Origin of the sequence: Sphingomonas sp. PvP055 (genome assembly GCF_040546365.1) — a bacterium.
Classification (GTDB): domain Bacteria; phylum Pseudomonadota; class Alphaproteobacteria; order Sphingomonadales; family Sphingomonadaceae; genus Sphingomonas; species Sphingomonas echinoides_A.
The window spans coordinates 3850426-3869658 of the sequence record NZ_JBEPNS010000001.1 but is presented as its reverse complement, the minus strand read 5'-3'; the positions used below and the strand labels follow the sequence as shown (position 1 = coordinate 3869658).

Here is a 19233-nt window from a genome sequence, read left to right as displayed (position 1 = left end):
CTGGTACCTGGCCCCAAAGGATCATCAATGCCTGGAATTCTGACGCTCGGCGCGCTCGGCGCGAGCTTGTCCGTCGACGCGTTTGCAGCGGCGCTCGGCAAGGGCGCGTCCGAACAGAAGAGCCGCTGGTGGGACGCGATGCGCGTCGGCGCGGTGTTCGGCTTCTTCGAAGCGCTGACCCCCGCGATCGGCTATTTTCTAGGGTTTCTCCTCAACGACTGGATCGCGGATTACGATCACTGGGTCGCGTTCGGCCTGTTGTTCGCGGTCGGCGCGTACATGATCCGCGAGGCGCTCGGCCAGGTCGATGCTCCTGCGCTCGAGACGACCGGTGCCCTCGGCTTCTGGCGGCTCGCGGTCACCGCGATCGCGACGAGCATCGATGCCGCCGCGGTTGGGATTTCGCTCGCGCTGATGGACGTCAACCTGTGGGTCGCATGTCTCGTCATCGGCGGGATCACGACGGTGCTCGCCACTACCGGCATGCTGCTCGGGCGGCACGTCGGCCCGTATCTCGGGCGCTATGCGGGGATTCTCGGCGGGGTCGTGCTGGTCGTGATCGGCGGGTCGATCCTGTACCAGCACCTCAGCGCATGAGCTCGGCCAGCGGCAGCGGCGCATCGAGCGAGGCGAGCTTGGCGAACGCCTTGTCCGCCTTGGCGGGATCGAGCGTCGCGGCGGGCGCGGTCAGGAAGTCGAACGCATCGTGCGACGGCAACCCGGCGAAACCCGCCCCGTAGCGCGTCCGCAGCCCGGCCAGCGCGGCGCGATTCCCGGTTCGCGACAACGCAACCGCCTGGCGTAGCACCGCCGTCTGGTCCGCCGCGTTGAGCGGACGCGACGCGGGCAGCGCGGCGGCGTTGCCGGCGGCGAACCCCGCCCAGTCGCGCTTCTGCCACAGGATGTCGTTGCGCAACGCGGCGCTCCCCGGCGCCCCGTCGAGCAGCGCCAACGCCTCGGGCACCTTGCCCAGCCGGTACAGCGCGGCGGCTTCGATCGTGCGGCGACGCGCGCGGATGTCGTCCGGGAAGGCGATCGCCTGCCCCGCGCGGAGCGTCCGCAACGACCGTTCGGGCGCGTCGGCAAGCAGGTCGAGTTCGGCGACCCGAATCGACAGCGGGCCGGTCGCCGCATCGGCGGGTCTGCGATCGAGCAGGAACCGCAACAGATCCGCCGCGCGCGCATAGAGCCCCGCGTGCGCCAGCCGATCGGCGAGCCGCGCGGCGATCGTCTCGCCCTCGCCGCCACCGGGCAGGAGATCACGGTAATCCCAGAACACCCCCGCCGCGACGCCGATCCGGTCCTCCGCCGCGGTGTCGATCGTTTCGCTCAAGGTCTTTTGCAGGCGTAGCAGTGTCGGGGCGGTCTGGTCGCCGAGATCGAAATAGCGGAACAGCGTTGCCCCCGCCGCGAGCGCGGCGCGCGGATCGTGGCGCGCGTCCGCGATCCGCCAGCGGAGCGACAGCGCTTGCCGCTCGACCGCACCGCCGCGCCAGAACGCAACCTTGGCAAGCGCCCGGTCCGCCGCCGTGGGATCGAGGTCGCCCGTCGCAAAGCGATCCTCGATCAGCGCGACCGTGGCTTCGGCGCGCTCGGCGGGCGTCCCGCCAATCTCGACGCGTTGGAGCAGCAGCCGCGTGCCTGCGCGGTCGCCGAGCGCGCGCGCGGCGTGCGCACGGCGCAGGTTGGCGGCGGGGTCGGAATCGCCGAGCGCGACGAGCATCCGCGCGACGTCGCCCGGGTGCCCGCTCGCCAGCGCGACGTCCGCGCAGGCAAGCAGGAACGGGCGCTGCGCCGCGCGCGGTCGCCCGGTAATCGCGGGGAGCGCGCACTGCATCGCACGCGTGGCACCCGCAATGTCCTGAATCGCAACCGCGGCGCGCACGCGCCACGCACACGCTTCGGGATGCGTATCGAGCAGCGGCGTATCGAGCGCGCGGAGCGCCTCTGCCGGGCGATCCAGCGCGGTGAGCGTGACGCCGTGGGCAAGCTGCCACGCCGCGGTCAGCGCCAGCGCGGAGTCGTCCGCGCGCATCGTGTCGAGCACGCCCGTCGCGTCCGCCATCCGCGCGCGCGCGATCAGACTTTGCGCCAGCGCCCAGCGCGCGGGCTGGCGCGTCTGCGGCGTCGCCCGCGCGATCGCGTGCCAGGCGGCGGAATCGGAAAGGCTCGACCACCGCCCGTCCCGCGCCGGGAGCGGGCTTTCCGCAAGGATCGCGGCAAACGCCAGTGTCCGCTGCGGCACGGCAGTCGGCGTCGCCGGATCGGGCGCGGGGAGCGGTGCGGCCCCCGTCAACGCGAGCGCCGCCGCGAGCAGCGAAAAGCGCGCTTTTATCATGGCAGGAACACCGCCGCACACGCGCCGCCGACCCCGGCAGCAACGACGAACAGACCGCCAAGCACAAGCATCCCGCGTGCGCCTCCGGTTGCGGCAGGTGCATCGCCCCCCGACCCCGCACCAACGCCAGCAACCGCAGACGCGGCACCGTCGCCGCCGTCTGCGCTAGCAGCGCGTGCCCGAGGGTCGGTGACGACGCGAACGCGCGCCGGTTTCTGATCGTGGCTCATCGCGAAATCCGCCTGGTGTCCGGAGCCTCTACTATAGACGCCAGGGCCCCGCCGCGGTTGGCGCGCCCGGGGAGACTCCGCCATGCGCCGACATCGTCTTATCCTCGCAGTGGCGGCACCGTTGCTGGCGCTGGCGTCCGTGTCGGGCCTCGCGTCCGCCCCCGCCTCCGCCAACGAAGGCGGCGGGGCGGCGTCGGTCGTCCCGGTCGCGGATCTGCGTGTGCCGATCCTCGATGGCGGGCGCTTCGCCGGAACGCTGCGCGTCCAGGCCGCGCTCGATTATGCCGATCCGGCGCACGGCGCGGGCGCGGCGGCGCGCGCGCCGGTGTTTCGCGATGCGGTCTTGTCGGCGGGGCTCGAATTCGCGCGGCTGCATGTGTCCGCGTTCGCGCCGATCGACGCGGCGTTGCTGTCGCGCACGCTGACCGATGCGGCGCGGACGGTCGACCCGCACGTCCGCAAGGTGCTGATCCTCGACGTCAGCGCGCGCCAGTAGCGCGCGGCGCCCGCGCGAGCGCCATCGTCAGCCGCGCCGCGCCCTTGGGGGTCATCGCCGCGAGCATCATCCCCGTCGAGCGCTCGCGCATCTTGCGCGCGACCTTCAATTGCACGTCGAGATCGAGCTGTTCGAACACGACCGCCGCCTTGGCGGGTTTCATCGCCTGATAGATGCTCGCGAGATCGGTATAACTGTCCGGGGCGGCGTCCTGCGCGGTCGCCGGCCCCGCCGGGGTTGCCGCGGCGCGGCTCGCTTCCAGCTCCGCCTTGATCCGCGCGGCGCTCGCGCGCACCGCCTGTTCGCGCAGGTCGAGCGCTTGCTGGCGGCTCGCCGCCTGCCGGTCGCGCGTCGCCAGATCCTGCTGGACCGACAGGCCGAGGCGACTGTCGGGGGTCGCTGGCGTCGCGGCGGCGACCGCATTGCCAATCGCGGCGATCCCCGCCATCGCGGTGGTAAGCGACAGCAACGGAATCCGGATCGTCACAGCGCGTCCTCCGACAGGTCGACCGCACGGTTGGCGGAGGCAGCGGCGACCAGCCGCTCGGCGCTGGCGTCGGCGATGTCGATCATCACGCGCAATTCGTCGAGCACCCCGCGCGCATCGGCGGCGGCGGCGGCTTGCCCGCTGCCGACCGCCAGCGTGCCCTTCAGTTCCGACAGGACGATCCGCGCCTGGACGGTCGACTGGTCGAGCGCCGTCACCACTTGTCCCAAATCACCGTGCCGGATCGTATCGAGCGCGCGCTTGACCCGCTGGCTCTGCACCAGCACCGCGATGCACAGCGCCATCGTCAGCAGGTTGGCGATCGTTGCGAAGCTCATGGTCGTGATCCCCTGGCTATGTCGGTCATCATCCGGACCGCGATGTTGTTGGAGCGCTGCCCGATTTGCGCGCGGCCGAGCGTGACGCCGCCGCATTGCACGTCGAGCGGATCATCCGGCCCGCGGTGGAGCGGGATCGTCTGGCCGACCGCGAAATCGCGGACGGTCTCGAGTGGGAGCATCCGCTCGCCCAGCACGACGTCGACGCTCACCTTGGTCTTGCGGACCTCGTCCGCCATATGCGGCTCCCAGATCCCGTCACGCCCGAGCTTTTCACCCATGAAGCGCTGGCCGAGCAGATGCTTGACCGGCTCGATCGTGGCGTAGGGGAGCAGGATACTGAACCGTCCGCCGCGGTCGTCCATGTCGACGCGGAAGGTCGCGACCGCGCAGATGTTGGTCGATCCCGCGATCGTCGCGAAGCGTGGGCTGGTCTCGATCCGCTCCAGCGCCATCGTGTTGGCGATGATCGGCGCGAGCGCGCTGCTCATGTCCGCCAGCACCGTGCGCAGCATCCGCGCGACCAGATCGGTTTCGATCGTGGTGAACCCGCGCCCGTCGATCAGCACCGTCGCGCCGCCGCGCCGGCCACCGAGCAGCGCATCGACCACCGAATAGATCAGCCCCGAATCCACCGTGACCAGCCCGTAATTCTCCCATTCCTCGATCCGGAACACGCCGATCATCGCGGGCAGCGCGACATGGTTGAGGAAGTCGCCGAAGCGGATCGAATTGACCTCTTCCAGGCTGACGTCGATCGCGTCCGAGGTAAGGTTGCGCATCGACGTCGCGAAGATCCGCACCATCCGGTCGAACACCACCTCCAGCATCGGCAGGCGTTCGTGGCTGATGACGTCGGATTCGATGACCGCGCGCAGCCCCTGCTTGGGGTCGATCGGCGTGCCCATGTCGCCGAACAGCGCATCGATGTCCGCCTGCCCCAGCGTCGCGTCGCCGTCGAACAGCGCGACGGGCGGCTCGGGCAGGTCAAAATCTTCGAGTTCGATGCTCATTGCTGGATCAGGTCCTGAAGCAACACGTCCTTGACCGCGCCGTCACCCAGCGTCTGGTGCGCGCGTACGACCATCTCCTCCTTCACGCGGAACACCGCCGCCGACCCGGCGAGATCGTCGGGGCGCAGCTCGCGCAGGAACGGCTGATAGGCATCGAGCAGCAGCGGCAGTTTGGCGGTGATCTGTTCGGCGGTCATGCCGTCGCCCGGGACCAATGCGAAATGGACCTTGAGGAAGCGCGCCGATCCGTCGGCGCTGCGCAGGTTGACGACCATCGCGGGCACGTCGACGAACGCCTCGCCCTCTTTCTCGCCGCCACCATGGTCCCCGCCGCCTTCCGCGCCGCCTTCCGCGCCGCCTCCATGCTCGGCCTTGGCCGGGGCTTCGTGGCCGCCTTCGGCATTTGCCTCAGTCGCGGGTTTGGCGCTGCTGCCCAAGACCATCCACGCGCCGCCCCCGCCGCCGAGCAGCAGCACCGCGCCGATCGCGCCGAACAGGATCAGCTTCTTGCGCTTCCCCGCGGCGGGTGCGGGGGCGTCGGGTCCCCCTTCGACGATGGCACTTGCCGCGTCGTCCCCGGCCTTGGTCGCTGGCTCCGGTTTGCTCATGAATGCGTCCCCTGTGATGCCGTGGCGGCGACCGCCCTCGGCAATTCCCGCCTATTATAGGAGCGCCGCCGGGCAGTTTTTGCCTAGCGCGGAAAAAAGCGACTTTCCCGAAGGACCACCGGGTGGACATATCCTCGACCGTATTGCTGAGCCACGAACAGGCGCTGCGCCGCCGGATGGACGTCGCGGCGAACAACCTCGCGAACGTCTCGACCGCGGGGTTCAAGCGCGAGGACCCGGTGTTCCGCGAATATGTCGAGAAGACCGGCGAGCCGCAGGACCCGGTCCGCACGACTTCGCTCGTGCTCGATCAGGGCGCGGTCCACGACACCGCGCAAGGCGGGTTCCAGCCGACCGGCAACCCGATCGACGTGATGATCGACGGCCCCGGCTATCTCGCGGTCGACGCACCCGACGGCACCACCGCTTATACCCGCGCGGGCTATCTCAAGGTCGGCGACGACGGGTCGCTCGTCACCGCGGGTGGCCTGCCGGTGCGCGGCGAGGGCGGGCGCCCGATCGCGATCCCGCTCGATCAGCTCGGCAAGCTCAGCATCGGGCCGGACGGGACGGTCAGCGGAGCGGCCGGTGCGCTCGGGCGGATCGAGGTGACCGTGTTCGATAATGAGGCCGGCGTCGATCCGCGCGGCGACGGGCTGTTCACCGCGAGTGGCGGCCGCGCGCTGACCGCCGCCGAGACGAAGCTGCGCAGCGGCGGGATCGAGGGATCGAACGTCCAGCCGATCGTCGAGACGACCAACATGGTCGAGATCCTGCGCGCCTATCAGACCAGCATGAAGATGAGCGAGGCGATCGGCGACATGCGCAAGGCCGCGATCGACAAGCTCGGCCGCTTCGGCTGACCCCTTTCACCAGGAGACCAATATGCGTTCCCTATCGATTGCCGGCACCGGAATGCTCGCGCAGCAGACCAACGTCGATGTCATCTCGAACAACATCGCCAACATGAACACGACCGCGTTCAAGCGGCAGCGCGCCGAATTCCAGGACCTGCTGTACGAACAGGTGTCGCGTCCCGGTGCGGCGGCGGGCGGCGACAATCGCGTGCCGACCGGGATCCAGATCGGCGCGGGCGTCAAAACGGGCGGCGTGTACCGCATCGCAACGCAAGGCGCGCTGACGCAGACCGACAATCGCTATGACGTGGCGGTCCAGGGGCGCGGCTATTTCCCCGTCACCTTGCCCTCGGGCGAGACCGGCTACACCCGCGACGGCTCGTTCCAGGTCTCCGACCAGGGGCAGCTCGTGACGGCGGACGGCTTGCCGGTCGAGCCGGGAATCACCGTGCCCCCCGAAGCGGTCGACGTCAGCGTGTCCAAGACCGGGCTGGTGCAGGTGAAACTCGCAGGCCAGCCTGATCTGCAGACCGTGGGACAGTTGCAGCTCGCGACCTTCGTCAACGAAGGCGGGCTCGAGGCGCAGGGCGGGAACATGTTCCTCGAAACCGCCTCGTCCGGGCAGGCGACGCTCGCCAATCCGGGCGAGCCGGGGTTCGGGACGATCCAGCAGGGCTTCATCGAGGCGTCGAACGTCAATCCGGTGTCCGAGATCACCGCACTGATCACCGCGCAGCGCGCCTATGAGATGAACAGCCGCGTCGTGAAGACCGCCGACGAGATGCTCGCGACGACGAGCCAGCTGCGATGAGCGCGCGGATCGCGTTCCTGCTGCTGGGTGCGGTCGCAAGTCCGGTCGCGGGGCAGGGCGTGACGCCCACGATGCGGCCCGCGATGGTCCAGGTCGCGGTGCTGGCGCATCCGGTCTCGCAGGGGACGATCCTCTCCGCAGAGGACTTTATCTACGAAGATCGTGCGCTGGGTCAGGCGCGCGGCGCGCTCCAGCCCACCGACGCGATCGGCAAGGAAACAAGCCGCGGGCTCGCACCCGGCAGCGTCGTGCGGATCACCGACGTGGTGACGCCGCGTCTCGTCCGGCGCGGCGAGCCCGTCCTGATCGCCTATCGCAGCCGCGGGCTGCTGATCACCACCAGCGGCCGCGCGCTCGCCAGCGCGGGCTCGGGCGAGCCGGTTCGCGTCGTCGCCGCCTCGACCGCGCGAACGCTGGACGGCGTCGCGGCGGCGAGCGGGCTGGTGCTGGTCGGCCCGTAAGTGGCGTGGGGGCGCTGCCTCGAAATCCAATCCACAGGGGACATACGCAATGAAGACCATCTTGATACTGACGGGCGGCGCGCTGCTGCTGTCGGGCTGCGGCGCGGTCGGGCGGCTCCAGACGATCGGCAAGGCGCCCAAGCTGTCGCCGACGCACGTCACGGAAACCGTCGCGACCGAGCGCTCGCTCGGCCAGGCGGGCGCGACGCTCCGGCGTGAAGCGCGGACGCCCGGAATGGCGTACGCCGCCACCCCCGCCGGGCCAGTTACCGCCTCGCTGTTCCGCGCAGGCGCCGCCGCGTTCCTGGCCGATCAGCGCGCGACGCGGACCGGCGACATCCTGACGATCCGCATCAACATCGCGGACAAGGCCGAGGTCGGCAACAACACCACGCGCAACCGCACCGGATCCGAGAACGCCAGCGTCGGCAGCTTGCTCGGCCTGCAGAAGCTGCTGCCCAAGAGCATCGATCCGACCAACCTCGCCAGCACCAACAGCAAGTCGCAATCCGCGGGCGGCGGCAACATCAGCCGGTCCGAGACGATCAACATGACGATGTCCGCGATCGTCACAGACGTCCTGCCCAACGGCAATCTCAGCGTCCGCGGGCGGCAGGAAGTGCGCGTCAACAACGAGCTGCGCGAGCTGATCGTCACCGGTTTCGTCCGCCCGCAGGACATTGCGCGTGACAATTCGGTGCTCCATTCGCAAATCGCCGAGGCGCGGATCAGCTACGGCGGGCGCGGCCAATTGTCCGATGCGCAGCAGGCGCGCTGGGGGCAGCAGATTTACGATGCGCTTTTCCCGTTCTGACGACGGTCCCTTTGGCGATCGGCATTTTCGGCGGGCACGCGCAGATCTGCGCGTGCCCGTTGCCCGTTTTGCGGCATTTACCTGCCGACCTGCGCCCGAACCCGGCGGCGGCGGCTTAAGATGAGGGCATGCACTACGATGGCCTTCCCCGAGTCCGCGAAATCATCGATGCGCTAGGGCTGCGGTTGCGGTTGTGCGCCGAACGCCATGCGGCGGGCGCGCGGGTCGTCGTGCAGCGCCCCGATCTTACCGGACAGCCCTATGCCACGCTCGACCTGTACGGCACCGAAGTTCTGTGGGGCTTCCTGATGTCGGCGCGGCTCGCGGTGCCGGGGGTGCTGCCGGATGAACGGATCCTCGGCACGTGGAGTGCGACCCTGCGGCTCGAAGTCGATCCGGTGAGCCGGATCGTCATCGATACGCATCGGTCGGAAACACCCCTGTCGATTCCCTGTACGGTGTGGGACCGGTTGTTCGCCGAGCTGTGCCTGATCCTGGCGCATGCGCGCGCGGATCCGGCAAATCTGCGGCGCTACGCGCTACAATAGCCGCCGCTTCATCCCTGTATTTCTGCTATATGGCAAAGGCATCTCGATTTTATTACAATGATTGCGTCGTTCAACGGCCTGTTCCGCGAGGATGTACCAATGTACGTTTTTGACCGAGAGACGTTCGCCGGTGTTCGCGACGGAATCCAGGCCGGCCTAAGCCCCCAACCTGAGTTTCGCGTTACCCTGACGTTCGTGTTGCACGACGAAGTGGCGTTATGGTCGGCGGCGCGGACGCGTCTCTTGGCGGGCGGTGAGACGACCGACGAGATGGTCCACGAGACGATAGGTCCCCCAGACGCCCCTTCGCTCGCGGACTGTCTCGCCGTTATGTGCGATCCGGCTGCCTTCCTGCGGACGATTCCAGTGCCGGGATGCGAGCCGGACGACTTCTGGATCGACCTGATCCCCGGTCTGCCCGACACCGTGACGATCGAGCGCGGCGTCGACGCAAAGCCACGCCCGCGCGCGCTGCGCTAAATCCGCCTCTCCCGTGACATTCGGTTTGTAAGTCGAACCGGAAACGCCGATGGCTGGCGCGCGAGCGACGTAGCGTCAGGGAACCATCAAACATGCGCCTTCTGGTCGTCGAAGACGATGCCCGTACGGCTCGGCTGCTGGTCAGCGACCTGGCCGACCTGGGGCATGACAGCGTCGTTGCGCCGGACGGGCGCGCGGCGTTGCTGCAAGCGACCGCGGATCAGTTCGACGCCGTCTTGCTCGACGTGATGCTCCCGCATGTCGACGGCATCGGTGTCGCGCGCGCGTTGCGCGACCGCGGCGTCTCGGTCCCGATCGTGATGCTCACCGCGCTCGGCGATCTCGATCAGCGACTGGTCGGGCTGGACGCGGGCGCGGACGACTATCTCGTCAAACCCGCCGCCCCGGTCGAGATCGAGGCGCGGATCAAGGCGATCCAGCGCCGCACCGCCCGCGCCAACGATGGCGGCGTGATGCGCGCGGGCGACATCGAGGTGAATGAGGTCAAGCATCGCGCGGTGCGCAACGGGCGGGTGCTCACCTTGCCCAAGCTCGAATTCCAGATGCTGTGCGAACTGATCCGCAACAAGAACAGCGTCGTCACGCGGCAGATGTTCTACCGCACGGTGTGGGACTATGATTTCGAACCCGCCACCAACATCGTCGAATCCTACATTCGCCGAGTCCGTGCGCAACTCTGCGCGAACGGCGAAGCCGACCCGATCACGACGATCCGCGGGGTCGGCTATATGATCGTCGACCAGGGATGAGCTTTCGGCCGCGGTCGCTCCGCGCGATCATGCTGCTGTATGTCAGCGTGATCGTCGTGGTGCTGCTCGCGGTTCGGGGCGCGAATTACGTCATCGTCCATGATGCGCTCAACCGCGAGGTCGATCGCCGGCTTGCGCAGGAAGCGCAGGAGGTGATCGGCGAACCTCGCGCGGGATCGGTCGCGACGATGGCGGCGCGAATCGCGGCGAAGCGCCACGCGCACGAAAGCGCCGACCTGCTGTTCCTGCTGCAGGATCGCGCCGGGCGGCGGGTTGCGGGCAACCTCGATCTCGGCACCCTGCCGCCAGCGGGCTATTCGGATTTCGGCGACAGCGCCGATGTCGACGGCGTCACGCACGGGCGCGCGCTCGTCCGGCGCGTCGCGGAAGGTGCGACGCTGGTCATCGCGTCGGACAATGATGTCGTCGCCGCGTTCGATGCCCGGTTGTTCAAAGCGCAACTCGTTGGCTTGATCATCGCGGTGCTGCTGTTCGCCGGGGGCGCGGGGGCGATCGTGTGGGAAGTCAGCCGCCGGTTGCGGGCGATGCAGACGACGGTCGACGCGGTCATGGCGGGCAATTTGTCGAGCCGCGTCCCGGTGGATAACTCCCGCAACGAATTCGACCGCCAGGCCTCCGCGTTCAACGCGATGCTCGACCGGATCGATGCGTTGATGGCGAACGTCCGCCATGCCGCGCGCGACGTGGCGCACGAATTGAAAAGCCCGCTCGCCCGACTGCATACGCGGGTCGCCGCGCTCGAGCGGCACGCCGCCGCCACGCCGCTCCACGCCGAAAGCGCTGCGATCCTGGCCGAGACCGATCAGGTGCTCGAAATCTTTGCAAGCCTGATGCGGCTGTGGGAAATCGAAGGCGGGCACCGCCGCAGCCGGTTTGCCCCGGTGGACGTCGCGCAGGTCGCGCACACCGTCGGGGAAACGCTGCTGCCGGTGGCGGAGGATGCGGGCGACGCGTTCAGCGTCACCACCGCGGGGCCGGCGATGCTGTCCGGCGACGTGCATCTGCTCCGGCAGATGGTCGTCAATCTCGTCGAGAATGCGATCCGGCATACGCCCGGCGGCACGCGGATCGCGCTGTCCGTCCAGCGAGTCGGGACCACGCTCGAGATCTGCGTGGCGGATGATGGCCCCGGCATTCCCGTCGCGGCGCACGAAACCGTGATCCTGCGCTTCGGTCGGCTCGACACCGCGTCCGATCGGCCGGGGCAGGGGCTTGGCCTGACGTTGGTCGACGCGATCGCGCGGTTGCACGGGGGCAGCTTGCGGCTGGAGGACGCGGCGCCTGGCCTCCGCGCGGTCGTCGCGCTCCCGATCGAGCCATGAAAAACCCGGCCCGAGCGGGATGCTCGGGCCGGGTCTTCACGATCGGTACGCTACGTCGGATCAGAACTTGGCGGAAAAGCTCCAGGCCCCACGTGCGCGGCGGGTTGAAGTTGGCATAATCGCCAAGGATGCCGCCGTAGTTGGTCGAAACGAGCTGCCCGTTGGCCCCGATGTTCTGCACCGGCGTCGAGTTCGCCGCCGAACGGCGGTAGACGTACGTCGTGTCGAGCAGGTTGCGCGCCCACACCGCGACGGTGACCTTGTTGTGGTCGTTGATCGAGATGTCGGCGAGCGCGAGGCGGCCGTTCATCACGAAGCTTGCGTCGGTCTTGGTCGGCTCGAGCTGGAAGCTGTACTGGCTGCTCGCGTAATTGCCGTCGAGATGCAGGCGGACGCTCGCATCGCCAATGTGGATCGGCGTGACGTAATCGATCGCGCCGGATGCCGCATTGTTCGGCGTGTAGACGATGTACAACTGCTGCAGACCGCCACCCAGCGGGCTGATCGCCGACGGTGCCTTCCAGTAGGTATAGGCATAGGACCCGGTCAGCGTCAGTTCCGGGAACGGCTTGACGGTCAGATCGGCTTCGATGCCACGGATCTTGCTGTTGCCGGCATTCACCGTCTGCTCGATGTGGCTGCCGTTGGTGACGCTAGACCCGTTCGTATCGAAATAGTCGAAGTCGAACTGCGTATTCTTGCGATCCATGATGTAGCCGGCGAGGTTCAGGCGCGCGCGATGCTGGAGGAAGTCCATCTTCGCGCCGACTTCGTAGGACTTGACCGATTCAGGACCGAACGCGTTGAACTGGAGCGAGCGGTCGTTCGCGCCACCGGCGCGGAAGCCGGTTGCGTATTTCGCGTAGAGGTGGACGTCCGGGGTCGCATCGAACGCGATGTTGAACATCGGATCGAAGCGGCTCATGTTGCTCTTGAACGTGAACGGCGTCGCGGTGCTGTTGGCGACCGTGGTGACGGGGTTCAGGTCGGTCCGGTTGTTGACGACATACAGCATGCCGTGGCGATCGTCCTTCGTCCAGCGACCGCCGGCCGTGATGTGCACCACGTCGCTCAGCGCTTCCGGCGTGAACGTCACGTTGCCGAACACCGAATAGTTGTGGTCCGTCGCCGCGCTGGCGCGGGTGATGAACTGGCAGCTGTTCTTGAACTGCGGCGCAGTGTTTGCCAGCCCGTTGTTGCACGACGGATCAAACTGCTGATAGCCCGAGTTCGCGCCGGAAATGGCCGCAGAATTGCCCGGGATCGGCGACCGGACGGTGTAGGCCGTGCCGTCGGTGTTCCATTGGTTGGTCAACGGCGTGGCGGCATATTCGGATGCCTGCTCGGTGTAGTAATAGCCACCGACGACATAATCGAACTGCGGGATGCTGCCGACCGCCTGGACTTCCTGGCTGAACTGATGCTGGCGCAGGAACGACAGGCTGTAGCGGCTGAACGTGCCGGTCGTGTTGAGCGCGGTCGGGTTGGCGGTGTTGGGCACGAACGGCGCGAAGGTGCTGCGCTCCGGTCCGCCGGAGTTGTCCCACTGGTCGGTCGCGACGCCGCGCCACGCGGTGATCGAGCGCAGCTCGATCCACGGTGCGAGCTTGTACTTCAAATTGGCCGAGAAGCCGTGCGTGGTGTCGACACTCGGCTGCTGCGGAACACCGACGTCGGCGACGGTCTGGCGCTCGGGGTGAACCCCGACGAGCGGACCCTTCGGGGCGATACAGATCGGCTTGGTGCTGCCGGCGGGGATGGTGCCGCCGCAATTCACGCCGTTGAGCTGCAAGGCGCCGGCCGCGTTATAGGCGCCAACCGCATAGCCGTTCGGGTTGTAGTTGATCAGCTGGCTGTACTGCGGGGTATTCTCGTCCTTCGCATAATCATAAGCGAAGTCGGCGGTGAAGCCGTCGATCGGCTGCCAGCGCGCGGCGGCGCGGCCGCCCTTGCGGTCGTAATAGTTCCAGCCGGTCGAGCCCGTCAGCGGATCCTTCACGGTCGGATCCTGATGCTGGTACACACCGTCGAACTTGAGCGAGATGTTGTAGAAGCTCGGCAGGTCGAGGTGCAGGTCAGCGGCATTGTGGCTGCCGTAATTGCCGACGCCTGCGGTCACGCGACCGCCCAGGACGCCGGTCGGCGCCTTGGAAACGAGCGACAGCGCGCCGCCCTCGGTGTTGCGGCCGAACAGCGTGCCCTGCGGGCCCTTCAGCACTTCGATCCGCTCGATGTCGAACAGCGCGGCGTTGAGGCCCTGCGTCTTTCCGAGCGCGACGCCGTCGATATAGACGCCGACGCCGCCATCCCGTGCGGTCTGGTTCTGGTCGTACGGGACGATGCCGCGGATGCCGATCGTCAGCGCCGACTGGCGCGCCTCGAAGGTCGCGACGCGGAGCGACGGGATCGAGCCATCGGCGAGGTTGAACAGGCTCTGGACGTGGCGATCGGTGATCCCCTGGCTGCTCAGCACGCTGATCGAGATCGGCGTCTTCTGCAGGTTGGTCTCGCGGCGAGTCGCGGTGACGACGATGTCGCCGAGACCCTGCTGGTCGGCGGCGATCGGGGCCGCTGCCTCGGTCGTGTTGGCTGCGGGTGCCGGATCAGCGGCGGGCGCGGTCTGCGCAACCGCGGGTGCAGTGGCTACGGCGAGCAAGGTGCCGCCCAGCAGCAGCTGCAAACGAAGGCGCGATCGAACGGTCATTATGATTTCCCCTGAACCCTGAGCCTTTGCTCATCCCGGTCCAGCCGCCGCTACAGAGCGATTGGGTCATCAATGTTACACTCACTGTAACATACAAGACTAGGTGCCATCACTTTCGCGTCATAATCGGGGATATCCAGGTAACGGGGAACGCGCTTGTCCGAATATGTCGAAAGGGTGCCTAAATCCTTATGATAAATGTCCGCATCGATCGTGACATATTGGCATCAGGTCGATCGTCTTCTTCAATCCTCCGGTGTATCCTTTCTGGAATTGGTGAGGGGTGCTTCCGGTTCGCACGACGTTAACCGCCGTTCGTCTCGGCGTCGCGCAAGGCGGTGGCCCGCGGCGGGGCGGTCGAATCCCGGACGAGCAGCGTGTTGTCGTGATGCGTATGCGCCTGGAGCTTGCGGTCCTCGAGGTCGGCGATCAGCATGTCGGTCGCGGCGACCGCCATTTCGAACACGGGCTGTCGCACCGTCGTCAACCGCGGCCACGCGATCCGCGAGACTTCGGCATCGTCGAACCCCGCGATCGACAGGTCGTCGGGGATCGACAGCCCGCGTTCGCGCGCGGCGAGCATCACCCCAACCGCCATCTCGTCATTCTGGACCAGGATCGCGCTGGGTCGGTCCGCGCGGTCGAGTAGCGCGTGCCCCGCCGCATAGCCGCCGTCGAAGGTGAACAGCCCCGTCTCGATCCGATCGTCGCGCATCGCGCACCCCGCTTCGGAGAAGGCCTGCGCATAGCCTTTCATCCGCGCATGCGTGGCGGCATGGTCGGGATCGCCCCGCACGATCGCAATGTCGCGATGTCCGAGCGCGAGCACATGCGCCGCGATCGCCTGCGCGCCTGCGACATCGTCGAGCAGCGTCGAGGATCCGAGATCGAGCTGCCGCGACGGCGCGATCCGCGCATAACGGATTCCCGCCCCATCGAGCTGCGCGAGGATCTGGAGATGGTCCGACGCGGGCGGAGCCAGCACCACGCCGTCGAGCGCAGCGGCGCGCAGCAGGCCGACGATCTCGGCGCCGTTCTCCTGGACCGATTGCACCGGGATCACGATCAGGCGGTAGCGTTCCCCCTTCAGCCGTTCGAGCACGCCCATCTGCAGATCGACGACATAGCTCGCGCTGGGTTTTTCATAGACCAGCCCGATCAGATGCGACCGCCGCCGCACCAGCGACTGCGCGAATACGTTGGGATGATAGTTGAGCGCTGCCGCCGAAGCGCGGACGCGCTGCTTCACCGCGTCGCTGACGTGGGGTTCGTCGTTGAACACGCGCGACACGGTCTTGGTCGAGACCCCGGCATGGCGTCCGACGTCGACGATCGTCGTGCGTTTGATGGGATTGGACAACGAAACGATCCTCTAAACAGCCGAGTCGTGACGCGGCATACGCGTCGATCCTGGGGAGACAATCAGAGATTTCGTGACGCGACGCCGTCGCTTCGAGCGAGTTTACGGAAATCGCTTCGTATTTCTCATTCGTTTCCGCTTCCTTACGGAGCGGCAATTGACAACGTAGGACAAATCGGGTGTTCTGTCATCAGCGGTAAGTCGATCAAGATGATCGACAGCCGTCACGCGAAGTTCGGGGTCGCGGATAAGGGGGAGGATTGTCATGACGGGGTTTCGCCCGGCGAGCACGCTCGCGCGCACTACATCTACCATCGCACTTGCCATCGGTCTCGCCATGCCGGGGTCCGCACTCGCGCAGGCCGCGCCAGCCGGCACGGGGGCGGAAGCCACCAATGCGCAACCCGCGGTGCAGGACCCGGTCAGCGGGCAACCGCCCGCCTCCGACGACATCGTGATCACCGGGATCCGCGCCTCGCTCGAACGCTCGATCGCGATCAAGCGCGACTCGACCGGCATCGTCGACGCGATCTCCGCCGAAGACATCGGCAAGTTCCCTGACACCAACCTCGCGGAATCGCTCCAGCGCATCACCGGCGTGTCGATCAGCCGCCGCAACGGCGAAGGCGCGGACGTCACCGTGCGCGGCTTCGGGCCGGGCTATAATCTCGTCACGCTCAACGGACGCCAGCTCGCCGCGACCTCGCAGACCGCGGTCGGCGGCGACAGTTCGGGCGATTATTCGCGCAACACGTCGCGCTCGTTCGACTTTTCGAACCTCGCGTCGGAAGGCGTGCGCACGCTCGAAGTCTACAAGACCAGTCGCGGCGCCGTCCCGTCGGGCGGGATCGGCGCGGTCATCAACGTCGTCACGCGGCGCCCGCTCGACGTCCGCGACTCCGGCTTCACCGGCACGATCGGTGGCAAGGGCGTGTACGACATGAGCACCGACGACTGCATCAGTTGCGGGTCGCACGTCACGCCGGAAGTGTCGGGCCTCGGCAGCTGGAGCAACCCGGACCAGACGATCGGCATCTCGCTGTTCGGCAGCTACCAGAAGCGCAACTTCACCAACGTCAGCGCGACGGTGCAGGGCTGGAACATCAAGACGATCGCCGAATTCCTCGATCCCGCCAACGGCAACGTCAACGCCGCGAGCAAGATCACCAACGCGCCGACGTCGCCCGACACGCTGACCGCGCGACCGAACGACTTCGGCTACCACTTCAGCGAAGGCTCGCGCGAGCGCATCAACGGCCAGGCGACGATCCAGTTCAAGCCGACCGACACGCTCGATATCGCGATCGACGGCCTGTACGCGCAGAACAAGCTGTCGGAGCGACGGTCGGATCAATCGAACTGGTTCAACCGGCCGTTCGACGTCGTCAATTTCGATACCGACCATTCCGTCGCGACGACGACCTATCTGCACGAAGTCATCGCCGGCGGGACCAAGGATTCGGGCGCCGAACAGCAATATCGTGCGCAGAAGAGCGACCTGTACGACGTCGGCATCAACGCCAAGTGGGACGTGACCGACAGCTTCCGGCTCGCGCTCGACGGCCATATCGGCAAATCGAACAGCCTGCCGGACAATCCGAACGGCATGAGCTCGACGATGATCGCGATCAGCACGCCGACGCTGGAATCGCATTCGGTCGATTACAGCAACGGCTTCCCGTTCCAGACCGTGACCTTCGTCGATCCGGCGACGCCGACCGCGGCGCATCCGGTGATCAAGGGCAATGGCAACGGCATCCACGACACCGGCGATCTCGGCAGCCAGAAGGCGCGCCAGGTCGCGACCGGGCTGACGCAGCGGGTCAAGGAAATCCGCCTCGACGGCGGCTGGGACTTGGGCGGGGGGAGTCGGTTCGACTTCGGCGGTGATTATCGCACCACCAACACGCGCTCGACCCAGACGACCTATACGCAGACGCTCGGCGACTGGGGCAACATCGCGCCCGGTGACGTGGACAAGCTCGCCCCCGGGCAGGTGTCGACCTTCTGCCTGGTCTGCCGCTTCCACGACAACGACCCGCAAGCCACCGGCGACGGCCTGATCGCATACCGCACGCAGGATGCCACCAAGCTCTACAACACCTTGTCCGCGGCCTACACCGCCAAGGGCAACCCCAGCACGATCGATGGCTTCCGCGACGACCGCGTCAAGGAAGACATTTTCGCCGCTTACGGCCAGGTGACGTGGAAGGGCGAACTCGGCGGGCATCGCGCGGTGCTGGTCGCGGGGGCGCGGTTCGAGAAGACGACGGTGCATTCCAACTCGTTGCAGTCGGTCCCGCTGTCGATCGTGTGGCAATCCGACAATGATTTCGGCCAGACGATCTCCAGTTCGTACCAGAACGTCACCGACAACGGCAGCTACAACAACCTGCTCCCCGGGATGGATTTCCAGATCGATATTCGGAAGAACCTGATCGGGCGTTTCTCGGTCGGCCGGACCATCTCGCGCCCGACCTTCGGCAATCTGTTCGCCTCGGTCGTCGCGAACAATCCCAACGACGCGACCGCGGTCGGCGGTCAGGCGGGCGGCAGCTCGAACAACGCCAACCTGCAACCGCTGATTTCGGACAATCTCGACCTGTCGCTGGAATGGTATTTCAAGCCGGACAGCTACATCTCGGTCGGCTTCTTCGACAAGCGCGTGCACAACTTCATCGGCAACACGATCGTCAAGCGCAACCTGTTCGGGCTGCGCGATCCGAGCTCGGGCGCGGCAGGGAGCCGGTCGGGGACCGCCAAGGCGCAGTTGCAGGGGATTGGCGCGGACATCACCGACGTCAATCTGTTCACCTACACCGCCTTGCTCCAGCAGAACGGCGGCAGCGTGACGGGGGCTAACGCCGCGTTCCTCGCGAATTATAACCTCGGGGCGCGGTCGCTCAACCAGGCGTTCGTCGACTCGACGCTGGCGGCGGTCGACATCATCGCCGATGCCAACGACCCGTTGTTCAACTTCAACGTTAACACGCCGATCAACAACAAGGACGCCGAGGTCTATGGCCTCGAAGTCGCCGGCCAGTATTTCTTCGGCCAGACCGGCATCGGCATCTCGGCGGCGTATACGCTGGTGCGCGGGGACATCGGCATCGATGTCGCGGCCCCGCCGGCGGTCGACCAGTTCGCCTTGCTCGGGCTGAGCGACACCGCCGCCGCGACGTTGATCTACGACAAATACGGCATCTCGGCGCGGTTGAGCTACAGCTATCGCGCCAAGTTCCTCTCGGCCGTCAACCGCGATGGGGATCACAATCCCGAGTTCACCGCACCGTACAGCCAGGTCGACATGAACATCTCGTATGACATCACGCCGCATATCGCGGTGTCGTTCGAGGCGATCAATCTGAACAAGGAAGGGGTCAAGACCTACGCCCGGTCGCCCAACCAGATCTGGTTGATCCAGGAGGGGCAACGCCGCTTCCTGTTCGGGGCGCGCTACCGCTTCTGACGCTTGGCTAACCCCCCCGTGGCGCGCCGCGCGGGGCACGACACGGGGGAGTCACGGCATACCGTGGCTCCCCCTCTTTTCGACACGACTGCAGCGACCTCCGTCC

General features: G+C 67.1%; 18 protein-coding genes and 1 pseudogene. 11 read left to right on the top strand and 8 right to left on the bottom strand.

The annotated features are described in order from the left end of the window. Nucleotides 1-27 precede the first annotated feature (27 nt). Nucleotides 28-597, top strand: a complete 570-nt coding sequence (locus tag ABIC16_RS18080; protein ID WP_354292128.1) for a manganese efflux pump MntP — start codon at nucleotides 28-30, stop codon at nucleotides 595-597. On the opposite strand, the gene ABIC16_RS18075 is transcribed toward ABIC16_RS18080, so the two are convergent. Further along, a complete protein-coding gene (locus tag ABIC16_RS18075) occupies nucleotides 587-2338 on the bottom strand; it encodes an endoglucanase (protein ID WP_354292127.1) in 1752 nt (583 codons plus the stop codon). The two genes, ABIC16_RS18080 and ABIC16_RS18075, sit on opposite strands and share 11 nt — an antisense overlap. Beyond that, nucleotides 2335-2568, bottom strand: coding sequence for a hypothetical protein (locus tag ABIC16_RS18070; protein WP_354292126.1), 234 nt, complete (start codon nucleotides 2566-2568; stop codon nucleotides 2335-2337). The genes ABIC16_RS18075 and ABIC16_RS18070 overlap by 4 nt, the downstream gene beginning before the upstream one ends. Before the next feature lie 82 nt (nucleotides 2569-2650). Between ABIC16_RS18070 and ABIC16_RS18065 the strand changes: the two genes are divergently transcribed. Continuing rightward, nucleotides 2651-3064 (top strand): hypothetical protein, encoded by a 414-nt coding sequence (locus ABIC16_RS18065; RefSeq protein ID WP_277968991.1) that lies wholly within the window; start codon nucleotides 2651-2653, stop codon nucleotides 3062-3064. Here ABIC16_RS18065 and ABIC16_RS18060 read toward each other — a convergent pair. Genes ABIC16_RS18060 through ABIC16_RS18045 form a run of 4 tightly spaced genes read right to left on the bottom strand, consistent with a single transcriptional unit; the run spans nucleotide 3048 to nucleotide 5510 of the window. Then, entirely contained in the window at nucleotides 3048-3551 is a 504-nt protein-coding gene (locus tag ABIC16_RS18060) for a MotE family protein (protein WP_354292125.1), read from the bottom strand. The genes ABIC16_RS18065 and ABIC16_RS18060 overlap by 17 nt on opposite strands. After that, nucleotides 3548-3889 (bottom strand): hypothetical protein, encoded by a 342-nt coding sequence (locus tag ABIC16_RS18055; RefSeq protein ID WP_354292124.1) that lies wholly within the window; start codon nucleotides 3887-3889, stop codon nucleotides 3548-3550. Before ABIC16_RS18055 ends, ABIC16_RS18060 begins: the two co-directional genes overlap by 4 nt. Beyond that, nucleotides 3886-4902 (bottom strand): flagellar motor switch protein FliM, encoded by a 1017-nt coding sequence (gene fliM, locus ABIC16_RS18050; RefSeq protein ID WP_354292123.1) that lies wholly within the window; start codon nucleotides 4900-4902, stop codon nucleotides 3886-3888. Before fliM ends, ABIC16_RS18055 begins: the two co-directional genes overlap by 4 nt. Beyond that, nucleotides 4899-5510 (bottom strand): flagellar basal body-associated FliL family protein, encoded by a 612-nt coding sequence (locus ABIC16_RS18045; protein ID WP_354292122.1) that lies wholly within the window; start codon nucleotides 5508-5510, stop codon nucleotides 4899-4901. The genes fliM and ABIC16_RS18045 overlap by 4 nt, the downstream gene beginning before the upstream one ends. A gap of 122 nt (nucleotides 5511-5632) precedes the next feature. Here ABIC16_RS18045 and ABIC16_RS18040 point away from each other — a divergent pair, with 122 nt between their 5' ends. The 8 genes from ABIC16_RS18040 (at nucleotide 5633) to ABIC16_RS18005 (ending at nucleotide 11594) form a co-directional block, all read left to right on the top strand. Then, the gene (locus tag ABIC16_RS18040; RefSeq protein WP_354292121.1) at nucleotides 5633-6373 is read left to right on the top strand and encodes a flagellar hook-basal body protein; all 741 of its coding nucleotides are present in this window, start codon (nucleotides 5633-5635) and stop codon (nucleotides 6371-6373) included. 22 nt (nucleotides 6374-6395) lie between these two features. After that, complete coding sequence (gene flgG / locus ABIC16_RS18035) at nucleotides 6396-7178, top strand: flagellar basal-body rod protein FlgG (protein WP_354284036.1); 783 nt, start codon at nucleotides 6396-6398, stop codon at nucleotides 7176-7178. Further along, complete coding sequence (gene flgA, locus ABIC16_RS18030; RefSeq protein ID WP_277968985.1) at nucleotides 7175-7639, top strand: flagellar basal body P-ring formation chaperone FlgA; 465 nt, start codon at nucleotides 7175-7177, stop codon at nucleotides 7637-7639. The genes flgG and flgA overlap by 4 nt, the downstream gene beginning before the upstream one ends. Nucleotides 7640-7688: 49 nt before the next feature. Continuing rightward, nucleotides 7689-8453, top strand: a complete 765-nt coding sequence (gene flgH / locus ABIC16_RS18025) for a flagellar basal body L-ring protein FlgH (protein WP_354292120.1) — start codon at nucleotides 7689-7691, stop codon at nucleotides 8451-8453. 128 nt (nucleotides 8454-8581) lie between these two features. Continuing rightward, entirely contained in the window at nucleotides 8582-9001 is a 420-nt protein-coding gene (locus ABIC16_RS18020; protein ID WP_354292119.1) for a hypothetical protein, read from the top strand. A gap of 99 nt (nucleotides 9002-9100) precedes the next feature. Then, the gene (locus ABIC16_RS18015) at nucleotides 9101-9481 is read left to right on the top strand and encodes a hypothetical protein (protein ID WP_354292118.1); all 381 of its coding nucleotides are present in this window, start codon (nucleotides 9101-9103) and stop codon (nucleotides 9479-9481) included. A 92-nt stretch (nucleotides 9482-9573) separates the two neighbouring features. Further along, nucleotides 9574-10251, top strand: coding sequence for a response regulator transcription factor (locus ABIC16_RS18010; RefSeq protein WP_277968981.1), 678 nt, complete (start codon nucleotides 9574-9576; stop codon nucleotides 10249-10251). Continuing rightward, nucleotides 10248-11594, top strand: a complete 1347-nt coding sequence (locus ABIC16_RS18005; RefSeq protein WP_354292117.1) for a HAMP domain-containing sensor histidine kinase — start codon at nucleotides 10248-10250, stop codon at nucleotides 11592-11594. Before ABIC16_RS18010 ends, ABIC16_RS18005 begins: the two co-directional genes overlap by 4 nt. A gap of 76 nt (nucleotides 11595-11670) precedes the next feature. On the opposite strand, the pseudogene ABIC16_RS18000 reads toward ABIC16_RS18005, so the two are convergent. Beyond that, nucleotides 11671-14298: pseudogene (locus ABIC16_RS18000) on the bottom strand (TonB-dependent receptor); the annotation flags it as partial. A gap of 304 nt (nucleotides 14299-14602) precedes the next feature. Beyond that, on the bottom strand, nucleotides 14603-15658 hold the full coding sequence (locus ABIC16_RS17995) for a LacI family DNA-binding transcriptional regulator (RefSeq protein ID WP_354292116.1): 1056 nt from the start codon (nucleotides 15656-15658) through the stop codon (nucleotides 14603-14605). Between the two features lie 265 nt (nucleotides 15659-15923). Between ABIC16_RS17995 and ABIC16_RS17990 the strand changes: the two genes are divergently transcribed. Continuing rightward, nucleotides 15924-19127 (top strand): TonB-dependent receptor, encoded by a 3204-nt coding sequence (locus ABIC16_RS17990; protein WP_354292115.1) that lies wholly within the window; start codon nucleotides 15924-15926, stop codon nucleotides 19125-19127. Nucleotides 19128-19233: the final 106 nt, after the last annotated feature.

Coding starts and splice junctions, on each gene's coding strand:
- ABIC16_RS18080 (WP_354292128.1), top strand. CDS start 28: ATGCCTGGAATTCTGACGCTCGGCGCGCTCGGCGCGAGCTTGTCCGTC.
- ABIC16_RS18075 (WP_354292127.1), bottom strand. CDS start 2,338: ATGATAAAAGCGCGCTTTTCGCTGCTCGCGGCGGCGCTCGCGTTGACG.
- ABIC16_RS18070 (WP_354292126.1), bottom strand. CDS start 2,568: ATGAGCCACGATCAGAAACCGGCGCGCGTTCGCGTCGTCACCGACCCT.
- ABIC16_RS18065 (WP_277968991.1), top strand. CDS start 2,651: ATGCGCCGACATCGTCTTATCCTCGCAGTGGCGGCACCGTTGCTGGCG.
- ABIC16_RS18055 (WP_354292124.1), bottom strand. CDS start 3,889: ATGAGCTTCGCAACGATCGCCAACCTGCTGACGATGGCGCTGTGCATC.
- fliM (WP_354292123.1), bottom strand. CDS start 4,902: ATGAGCATCGAACTCGAAGATTTTGACCTGCCCGAGCCGCCCGTCGCG.
- ABIC16_RS18045 (WP_354292122.1), bottom strand. CDS start 5,510: ATGAGCAAACCGGAGCCAGCGACCAAGGCCGGGGACGACGCGGCAAGT.
- flgG (WP_354284036.1), top strand. CDS start 6,396: ATGCGTTCCCTATCGATTGCCGGCACCGGAATGCTCGCGCAGCAGACC.
- flgA (WP_277968985.1), top strand. CDS start 7,175: ATGAGCGCGCGGATCGCGTTCCTGCTGCTGGGTGCGGTCGCAAGTCCG.
- flgH (WP_354292120.1), top strand. CDS start 7,689: ATGAAGACCATCTTGATACTGACGGGCGGCGCGCTGCTGCTGTCGGGC.
- ABIC16_RS18020 (WP_354292119.1), top strand. CDS start 8,582: ATGCACTACGATGGCCTTCCCCGAGTCCGCGAAATCATCGATGCGCTA.
- ABIC16_RS18015 (WP_354292118.1), top strand. CDS start 9,101: ATGTACGTTTTTGACCGAGAGACGTTCGCCGGTGTTCGCGACGGAATC.
- ABIC16_RS18010 (WP_277968981.1), top strand. CDS start 9,574: ATGCGCCTTCTGGTCGTCGAAGACGATGCCCGTACGGCTCGGCTGCTG.
- ABIC16_RS18005 (WP_354292117.1), top strand. CDS start 10,248: ATGAGCTTTCGGCCGCGGTCGCTCCGCGCGATCATGCTGCTGTATGTC.
- ABIC16_RS17990 (WP_354292115.1), top strand. CDS start 15,924: ATGACGGGGTTTCGCCCGGCGAGCACGCTCGCGCGCACTACATCTACC.